The sequence below is a fragment of the uncultured Anaerococcus sp. genome, assembly GCF_937934665.1.
Taxonomy (GTDB): Bacteria; Bacillota; Clostridia; order Tissierellales; family Peptoniphilaceae; genus Anaerococcus.
Map to the genome: position 1 here is coordinate 1 of NZ_CALGYW010000116.1, position 1,568 is coordinate 1,568.

General features: G+C 39.5%; 2 protein-coding genes. Both read left to right on the forward strand.

Annotation, left to right across the window (positions count from 1 at the left end):
• The coding region (locus Q0410_RS06285) for a type I restriction-modification system subunit M (protein ID WP_299034425.1) at nt 1–974 on the forward strand (974 nt) is incomplete at its 5' end.
• On the forward strand, nt 967–1,568 hold a 602-nt coding region (locus tag Q0410_RS06290; RefSeq protein ID WP_299034427.1), incomplete at its 3' end, for a restriction endonuclease subunit S. The genes Q0410_RS06285 and Q0410_RS06290, both read left to right, overlap by 8 nt.

Consider the following 1,568-nt stretch of genomic DNA (forward strand, 5'->3'; position numbering starts at 1 on the left):
CCATGGCAGGCAAGGAAGACATCAAGGGCTTTACTGTCTATGACCCAACCATGGGATCTGGGTCACTTTTGTTAAATCCTAGGAAATTTTCTAATGAAAAGACCTCTATTAGGTATTTTGGTCAGGAAAAAAACAACTCTACCTACAACCTCGCCCGTATGAATATGATTTTGCACTCTGTGCCACTTTCTTATCAGAGCCTTTCCTACGGGGATACTCTGGCTGATGACTGGCCAACAGATGAGCCAACAACCTTTGATGCGGTCCTCATGAATCCACCATATTCAGCCAAATGGTCAGCTGCCAAAGGCTTTTTGGATGACCAGAGATTTGCAGCCTACGGGATTCTTCCGCCAAAATCAAAGGCAGATATGGCCTTCCTCCTCCACGGTTTTTACCATTTGAAGGACACGGGCACCATGATCATAGTCCTACCTCACGGCCCACTTTTTAGGGGAGGAGCAGAAGGTAAAATCAGGCGAAAGCTACTCGAAAATGGCTCTATCGATGGGGTAATAGGATTGCCTGCTAATGTATTTTTCAATACATCTATCCCAACCATCCTCATGATCCTAAGAAAAGATAAGAAAGACCGTTCGGTATTTTTCATAGATGCCAAGGACGAATTTGTCAAGGAAGGAACCCAAAATAACCTCTCTGATGAAAATATAGAAAAAATCTTTAAGACCTATATGGAAAGAGCAGACGTTGAGAAATTTGCCCACCTCGCAAGTTTTGAGGAAATAGAAGAAAATGACTTCAATCTCAATATCCCAAGATATGTCGACACCTTTGAAGAGGAAGAAGAAATCCCACTTGCTGATGTGGCCCAGGACCTAAGGGCCATAGAAGAAAGCCTAGGGGAAAATAAGTCAAAACTTTTTGACCTCCTAGGGGAATTGGTAGGGACAAATGACCAGGCAAATCATGACCTAGAAGCCTTCATCAAAGCCTTTGGAGAAAACCATGACTAGGAAGATACCAGAATTAAGGTTTGCTGGCTTTAGTGGGGAGTGGGAAGAGAAAAGACTAGGTGATATAGCTGAAATTATAACAGGAACAACTCCTTCTACTTCAGTGAAAGATTACTATAATGGTGAAAAATTATTTGCTTCTCCTGCAGATATGGGTACTGATAGATACTTATATAAAACAAATAAAACATTAACTGAACTTGGAGTAGAAAAATCTAGGAATGTTAGAAAAGGATCAACATTATTTGTGTGCATAGGTGCCACAATAGGAAAATTAATTCAGACAACCTGTAAATCTGCATTTAATCAACAAATTAATGCTGTTGTACCAATTTCCGAGTATGAAGATAATTATATTTATTCATTGCTAGAAAAAAACGCTAGAAAAATCACATATATAGTTAGTGCTCAGACGATGCCTATAATAAACAAAAGTGAATTTACAAATTCAAAAGTTAAAGTTATTAATGGTATGCAGGAACAAGAAAAAATAGGGGAACTTTTTGAGACCTTGGATGCTTGTCTTGAAGACCAGGCGTCCTATGTGGAGACTCTCAAAAAATCCAAAAAGGCCTTCTTACAAAAACTCTTCCC